Source organism: Cellulosilyticum sp. I15G10I2 (assembly GCF_900095725.1).
In the GTDB taxonomy this organism is placed as follows: domain Bacteria; phylum Bacillota; class Clostridia; order Lachnospirales; family Cellulosilyticaceae; genus FMMP01.
In genome coordinates, this window is record NZ_FMMP01000011.1 from 306,873 (window position 1) to 314,747 (window position 7,875).

Genomic DNA, 7,875 nt, shown 5'->3' on the forward strand with positions numbered 1-7,875 from the left:
AAATAGGCCTACTTCACTAAGAAGAGGCTTATTTTTCTTTTATTTTAGAAAGCACAAACATGTGTTAGGAATGTTCATTTTGTGGTATAATACTGCATAAAGATAAAATAAACAAAATCTTTTTAGAAGGGAAAAAACATGAGTTATTTAGCTTTGTATAGAAAATACAGACCCAATACCTTTGATGATGTAGTTGGACAAGAGCATATTGTCAGGACACTCAAAAATCAAATTAACTCAAACCGCGTAGCTCATGCTTATTTGTTTTCAGGAAGCCGTGGTACAGGAAAAACTTCTATAGCTAAAATTTTTGCCCGTGCTGTAAACTGTGAAGATCCTATAAATGGCTCTGCATGTGGCAGATGCAGTGCGTGTGAAAAAGTCCAGGATGGTTCTGGTATTAATATTATAGAAATGGACGCCGCTTCTCATAATGGAGTTGACAATATACGTGAGATTAATGAAGAGGTTAAATATACGCCAGCTGTAGGAAAATATAAGGTTTATATTATAGATGAGGTACATATGCTTTCAACAGGAGCATTTAATGCCCTTCTTAAAACATTAGAAGAACCACCGGCTCATGTTATCTTTATTTTAGCTACAACAGATCCTCAAAAAATTCCGGTAACTATTCTTTCAAGATGCCAGCGTTTTGATTTTAAAAGACTATCCGCTAAGGAGATACAAGATAGACTCTCTATTTATATGAAGCAAGAAAGCATTAGTATTGAGGAGAAAGCACTCGCCTATATTGCAAAGCTTGCAGATGGAGGGATGCGTGATGCCCTCAGTATACTAGAGCAAAGCATCTCTTTTTACTTTGAGGAGACCATTACTTTAGATAAAGTACTTTATCTTGTTGGTGCTGTAGACAGCAGTATATTATTTAATATGATTTATGCTATAATTGCACAGGATACTAAGAAGGCTCTGGAGCTATGCGAAGAGGTTAATAGGTTAGGACGCAGCATCAGACAATTTGCGAGTGATCTTTTAGAACATAGCCGCAATTTGTTGGTAGCTAAGACTACAAATGGCATGGAGAGTGTGTTAGACTATAGCAGTGAGTATATTTTAGAACTTCAAAGGCAAGCAGAGTCTATAAGTATTAGTGAACTTATGCGTTATATCAAGCACTTTGGTGAACTCGAGTATGAACTAAGAAATGCTATCTCCCCAAGAATACTCTTAGAAATAGCTGTTCTTAAGCTCTCAGAGGTACAAATGGATCATTCACCAGAGAGTATGATGACAAAGATGCAGCTTTTAGAACAAAAGCTAGAGAAACTCGCTCAGGAAGGACTAAAAGTAGCAGCCAGTCAGCCCGTAGAAATGCCAAAAGGATCTTCTAAAGAGGTAGTGCCCAAAAGGCTTCCAAAAGCAGTTTCGGAAGATGTGAGAGAACTTATAAAAAAGTGGCCTGAGATAAAAGCCGGGCTTGGAAGAGCTGCATGGTCTATATTTGAGACTGCTGAAGCAGGCTTTGTTGAAGATGATGTTTTTTATGTAGTTTACAAAGATGGTATGGATGTACTTGTAAATGCACATTTAGAAGAACTTAAAAAAGGTATCAATGAAGTGGCCGCTAAAGACGTAAAAGTAAGGGCAATTCATGCAGATGAATATGCTTCTAAATGTATAGAAGTCTATGGTTCACATCCAGAACAGACTGAGGATATAAAAGATATGGCGGATGTTATAAAAAATGTAGCTGCTAAAATTAATTTCAATATACAAATTAAAAATTAGGAGGAATAAAAGATGAAAAATTTCGGTGGCGGTATGCCTAACATGCAACAACTTATGAAGCAGGCACAGAAAATGCAAAAACAAATGGAAGAAACACAAGCACTTCTTGAAGAAAAGGTTATTACAGCTTCTTCAGGCGGAGGGATGGTAGAAGTTACATTAACAGGGAAAAAAGAAGTTAAAGCAATCAAAATTAAAGAAGAAGTTGTAGATCCAGATGATATTGAAACTTTAGAAGATCTGGTTCTTACGGCAGTTAATGAAGCTATTCGTCAAGCAGAAGAGTTCTCACAAAAAGAAATGTCTAAGGTAACAGGAGGGCTTCCAACGGGAGGTTTATTCTAGTGAGCGGTTATTATGGCGATAAGATGGTAGCACTTATAGAAGAGCTATCAAGACTTCCAGGGATAGGTACAAAATCTGCACAAAGACTCGCTTTTCATATCATTAGTCTTCCAAAAGAAAAAGTTCAAAGGCTCGCAGATACACTTGTAGATGCCAAACAAAACATCAGTTATTGCAATAGATGCTGTACCATTACTGATGATAAGCTGTGTCCTATTTGTAAAGATGAAAAAAGAGCTAATCGCCAGATTATGGTTGTGGAAGATTCAAGGGATATGGCAGCCTATGAAAAAACCAAAGAATATAAGGGTCTTTATCATATTTTGCATGGTGCAATTTCACCTATGATGGGAGTCGGTCCTAGCGATATTAAAATTAAAGAGCTTTTAGAAAGAATTCAAAAAGAAGAAGTGGAAGAGATTATTATTGCCACTAACCCCAATATAGAAGGGGAAGCAACAGCTATGTATATTAGTAAACTCTTAAAACCCTTAGGGATTAAAACAACACGTATTGCGCATGGGGTACCAGTAGGCGGCGATCTGGAATATGTAGATGAAATAACTTTATCTAGAGCGCTTCAAGGCAGAAGAGAAATGTAAGCGTCATTTTGTTAAAAACATGGTATAAGAAAAATATAATAAATTTTTCTTATACCATGTTTTTTGCCTTTTTCATAAGTCATAAAAAATATACTGCTTGAAATATATGATTATAGATTGTAAACTTAAACTACATGATAATGACAAAGATATGAGATAAAATCTAACAGTTATAAATTGCAGAAGGAGGAAGTGGTATTGCAAAATAGGAGAAGAAATGATAATGAGAAAACAATACTAGCTAAAATCAGAGAATATGGTCCTATGACTAAGTATGACTTAGCAGAAAGGATGAATGTTAGTATCCCTACAGTTACAACTAATGTGAATAAGCTTTTAAATGAAAAGGTGTTAGAAGAAGCGGGGGTAGCAGAAGTAGATTATGGACGTAAACCTATACTGATAGATATCAATTACAACAGGTATTTTAGTATAGGCATTGATATTCAGAAAAAATCTGTTTATTATTGCCTTATGAATCTTAAGTTAGAAATTGTGCTGGAAAAAATAATTATGAATGCTGAACAATCAATAGAAAACTGCATTCGGGTTATCGTTGCCGACGTTTTAGAAGAAGGTAAGCTTAAGAAAGAAAATATAATAGGGATAGGTATATCCTATCCAGGACTTGTAGAAGAGGAGAAGCTGCTGCTTAAGAAAGGACCTAATATAAGCGTTTCTAACTTAAGTTTAGAGGCTTTAAGAGATGAACTGGAAATTAATTTTTATGTGGGTAATGAAGCTAGACTGGCAGCTTTTGCAGAAAATATTATTGGTGTATCCAAACAGTATATGAACTCGTTGTATATCTCGATTAAAGAAGGTATAGGGGCAGGCATTATTGTAGATAAAAGATATTATGCAGGAAGCAGTGAGGCTGCAGGTGAAATAGGGCACATGGTTATACAAAAGGATGGTAAACTTTGCAACTGTGGGAATAGGGGATGTGTGGAACCTTATTTATCAACACATACACTTATAGCTGCCTTTAGTAGCATAGCGGGCAAAACACTAAACAGTCTTGAAGAGGTATTTGCAATTTATGATATTAATATAGAATCGCACAAACAAGCGATGAAAGAATACGTAGGGTATTTAGTACTACTTCTTAATAATGGGTTTCTTATCTTTGACCCGGATTGTGTAATAATAGGTGGAAAAATGAGTGAATATCAAGTGCAAATAGAGCCGCTGATGAAAGAAACTATGGCAGACAACCCTTGCAGCATGCTTAAAGCAAATCGCAAAATAGAGTTTTCAGCACTAGGCTATAAAGCTTCAAAATATGGGGCAGCACTTAGAGCTATAGAAGAAATTACTGCACTTGTATAAGGGTATAATTTATTTTTGATATAATTTTAAAGATATTTTAAAAAGTATTTTAAAATAGTATTGAAAAATATGTCGGATAAGTATATAATAAACATAGATCAAAAAAATTTTAGAGAAGGTGGCGTGTCATGAAAGAATATTTTCCAAATGTAAGCAAGATACAATATGAAGGAGAAACATCAACTAATCCATTTGCATTTAAGTATTTTAATCCTGATGAAGTGATAAATGGCAAAACAATGAAAGAGCATCTTAGATTTACGCTTTCTTATTGGCATACACTTTGTGGAGCTGGTTCAGATCCATTTGGAAGTGGCACAATGGAAAGACCTTGGTTAGATATAAAAGATCCAATAGAATTTGCTAAAGCAAAAATGGATGCTTGTTTTGAGATTATGGAAAAATTGAACATAGACTTTTTTGCATTTCATGATAGAGATATTGCACCAGAAGGCAAAACTTTAGTAGAAACAAATGCAATACTAGATGAAGTTGTAGCATACTGCGATAAACTGATGAAAGAAACAGGCAAAAAGTTATTGTGGGGAACAGCAAATATGTTCTCACATCCTCGTTTTATGCATGGTGCATCAACAACATGTGAAGCTGATATTTTTGCATTCGCTGCAGCACAGGTTAAAAAAGCAATGGAAGTTACAAAACTGCTCGGAGGCGAAAATTACGTATTCTGGGGCGGTCGTGAAGGCTATGAAACGTTACTTAATACAAACATGAAACTTGAAGAAGAAAACTTCGCAAGATTCCTTAAGATGGCTGTTGACTACAAGAAAAAAATTGGTTTTACTGGAGAACTTCTTATCGAACCAAAACCAAAAGAACCAACAAAACATCAATATGATACAGATGCAGCTACAGTACTTGGATTCCTTAGAAAATATGGGCTTGAAAAAGAATTTAAACTAAATATTGAAGCTAACCATGCGACGCTTGCTGGACATACTTTTGAGCATGATGTACATTTAGCAAGAATTAACGGTGCATTAGGAAGTATCGATGCTAATATGGGTGATCCAAATCTAGGATGGGATACTGATCAATTCCCAACAAATATTTATGATGCAACATATTGTATGTACGAAATTATTCAAAATGGTGGTCTTGGTAAAGGTGGACTTAACTTTGATTCAAAACCAAGAAGAGCATCTTTTGAACCAGAAGATATTTTCTTAAGCTATATTTCAGGAATGGATACGTTTGCAAAAGGTTTTAAAGTAGCTTTAAAACTTATTGAAGATGGTGTACTTGAAAACTTTAAAGCAGACCGTTATGCAACATTTAATGAGGGTATTGGTAAAGATATCGTAGAAGGTAAAGTTGACTTTGAAACACTTGAAAAATATGCTTTAGAACATGATCAAATCAAAGTAAAATCTGGCAGACAAGAAATGCTGGAATCTATCGTTAATCAATATATTTTTAGTAAATAGTCTATAAGCTCTATATCAATAAAAGTAGAGGCAGGTCTTAAGTGCCTGCCTCTACTTATCATTTTTTATGAAATAGGAAAGTGCGTCTTGCTTGCAAGGGACCAAACTTTCCTGTTTCACAAGCGTGTGCGTTTTTTGCACACTTTCTTGTAAAAGCTGTGTTATAATCTTAATTTAAGGGTGAGAGAGGAGAAAAAAGATGTATTTAGGGATAGATGTAGGTACAAGTTCAGTTAAAGTTATTGTAATGGATAAGCAGGGAGTTATTATAGAGAGTGCTTCTGAGAAATATCCTCTTAGCTTTCCAAAACCACTATGGAGTGAACAAAATCCAGAAGATTGGTGGCAGGGAACAGCAGATGCAATCAAAAAGATTTGTACTAAAAACCCTGGATTGGGTGAACAAATTGAGGGGATAAGTTTTAGCGGACAAATGCATGGGCTTGTTATTTTAGATGAGGCCGGAGAAGTTTTAAGACCATCTATTCTTTGGAATGATGGCAGAACACAAAAACAATGTGATTACCTCAATGATATTATAGGAAGAGATAAGCTCTCAGCCTATACAGGAAATATTGCCTTATCAGGCTTTACAGGGCCTAAGGTGATGTGGGTTAAAGAAAATGAACCAGAAATCTTTGATAAAATAGCACATATTCTTCTGCCAAAAGACTATATTAGATTTCGTTTAACAGGAGAGTATAAAATAGATGCAGCAGATGCAGCGGGGACCCTTTTCTTCGATGTAAAAAATAAAGCATGGTCAAAAGAAATGGTAGATATTTTATCCATAAAACCAGAATGGCTGCCAGAAGTTTATAACTGTTATGAAGTAACAGGAATTGTTCAAAAAGATGTAGCAGATGAACTTGGTATAAGTGATAAGGCAAAGGTGATAGGCGGAGGCGGTGACCAAGCTGTTGGCGCAGTGGGTACAGGAACAGTAGCAAGCGGTGTTGTCAGCGTAGCATTAGGTACATCAGGTGTTGTCTTTGCATCTGTTGATGATTATAAGGTAGATAAAGAAAATAGGATGCATTCCTTTAATCATGCAAATGGTAAGTTTACGCAAATGGGGGTTATGCTTTCAGCTGCATATAGCCTGCAGTGGTGGGTTGAAGAAGTTAATAAAGATATTCAGGCAGAAAATCCTTACAAGGTGCTTAGAGATGAAGCTGCGAAGGTGCCAGCAGGAAGCGAAGGTCTTATATTCCTGCCCTATTTATCAGGAGAGAGAACACCACATGCAGATGTTAATGCTACAGGGGTATTTATTGGTCTTAAGCCTTCGCATACAAGAGGACATATGACCCGCGCGGTTATGGAAGGGGTAGGCTATGGACTTCGCGATTCCCTTGAGATCTTAAAAGATATGCAGATTCCTATTCATGAAATGCGCATTACAGGCGGTGGTGTTAGAAATGAACTTTGGGTAGAGATATTAGCTTCTATATTTAACTATGAACTTAATATCGTAGAAGCATCAGAGGGGCCAGCATATGGTGCAAGCGTACTAGCAGCAGTGGGATGTGGATTGTTTAATAGTGTGGAAGAAGCTTGCCGAGAGCTCATAAAAGTAAGTAAAATTATTAAGCCTTGTGAAGAAGATGCCAAGGTTTACGATAAGTATTATCAAGTATTTAAAAAGGGTTATGGACAATTAAAAGATATCTATAAGGATCTTGCAGAGTTATAAAGAGTAAAATCAATGCGTAAATGGCAAGCACGTTAAGTGCTTGCCATTTGGGTTTTATTATCCAAAAAAAAGTTTAACAAGTGCAGTTACTTTAGGATTTGAAACGCTATAAGTTATTTCGAGTCCGTTTCTGGAGCCTGTAATAATACCGCAGCTTTTCAACTTTGCTAGATGCTGGGAAATAGTTGACTGAGGCATATTTAAACAAGAATGAATGTTTGTTACATTACTGCCACCCATCTCAAGAAGACCTCTTACAATGCAAAGCCTGATGGGATGAGAGAGGGCTTTAAGCAATTCAGCTGCATCTTCGTATTGTTTTGGATTCTCTAAGAAACTATCTTTAGTATTCATCAAACACCTCCCTATATTATAATGTAATGATATATAGATAATAGAATGTAACACATCAACTGTCAATACAGACTACTAAGTTTTTAAAAAATTCTTATAAAAAGACATCCTAAAAGATCATTTGATCTTTTAGGATGTCTTTTTTACTACTTAAGTAAACTTTTAGCAGCAGATACAACGTTATTGGTTGTAAAGCCATGTTTTTCAAATATAAGGTTTGCTGGTGCTGATTCTCCAAAGGTATCTATGGAAATGATTTTGCCTTCAAAACCAGTATATTTGTGCCATCCAAAGCTGGTTGCAGCTTCTACCGCGACTCTTTTTACTTTATTTGATGGTAATACAG

The 7,875-nt window shown here is 35.7% G+C and carries 8 protein-coding genes; 6 read left to right on the forward strand and 2 right to left on the reverse strand.

Annotation, left to right across the window (positions count from 1 at the left end; all coding sequences use genetic code 11):
• Positions 1 to 138: 138 nt before the first annotated feature.
• From dnaX to xylB, 6 genes are all read left to right on the forward strand, one after another.
• A complete protein-coding gene (gene dnaX, locus BN3326_RS13445) occupies positions 139 to 1,752 on the forward strand; it encodes a DNA polymerase III subunit gamma/tau (RefSeq protein WP_069999753.1) in 1,614 nt (537 codons plus the stop codon).
• 12 nt (positions 1,753 to 1,764) lie between these two features.
• Entirely contained in the window at positions 1,765 to 2,097 is a 333-nt protein-coding gene (locus tag BN3326_RS13450; RefSeq protein ID WP_069999754.1) for a YbaB/EbfC family nucleoid-associated protein, read from the forward strand.
• Between the two features lie 23 nt (positions 2,098 to 2,120).
• Positions 2,121 to 2,699: a recombination mediator RecR gene (gene recR, locus BN3326_RS13455; protein WP_069999779.1), complete on the forward strand. Its 579-nt coding sequence runs from the start codon at positions 2,121 to 2,123 to the stop codon at positions 2,697 to 2,699.
• A gap of 198 nt (positions 2,700 to 2,897) precedes the next feature.
• Positions 2,898 to 4,031, forward strand: coding sequence for an ROK family transcriptional regulator (locus BN3326_RS13460; protein ID WP_069999755.1), 1,134 nt, complete (start codon positions 2,898 to 2,900; stop codon positions 4,029 to 4,031).
• A 128-nt stretch (positions 4,032 to 4,159) separates the two neighbouring features.
• Positions 4,160 to 5,479, forward strand: a complete 1,320-nt coding sequence (gene xylA / locus BN3326_RS13465) for a xylose isomerase (RefSeq protein WP_069999756.1) — start codon at positions 4,160 to 4,162, stop codon at positions 5,477 to 5,479.
• A 199-nt stretch (positions 5,480 to 5,678) separates the two neighbouring features.
• Positions 5,679 to 7,175, forward strand: coding sequence for a xylulokinase (gene xylB / locus BN3326_RS13470; RefSeq protein ID WP_069999757.1), 1,497 nt, complete (start codon positions 5,679 to 5,681; stop codon positions 7,173 to 7,175).
• 57 nt (positions 7,176 to 7,232) lie between these two features.
• Here xylB and BN3326_RS13475 read toward each other — a convergent pair whose 3' ends face one another.
• Together BN3326_RS13475 and BN3326_RS13480 are read right to left on the reverse strand one after the other, a co-directional pair.
• The gene (locus BN3326_RS13475; RefSeq protein ID WP_069999758.1) at positions 7,233 to 7,529 is read right to left on the reverse strand and encodes an ArsR/SmtB family transcription factor; all 297 of its coding nucleotides are present in this window, start codon (positions 7,527 to 7,529) and stop codon (positions 7,233 to 7,235) included.
• Positions 7,530 to 7,675: 146 nt separating this feature from the next.
• Positions 7,676 to 7,875 (reverse strand): transketolase-like TK C-terminal-containing protein (locus tag BN3326_RS13480; RefSeq protein ID WP_141722919.1); only part of this gene is annotated, 200 nt, incomplete at its 5' end.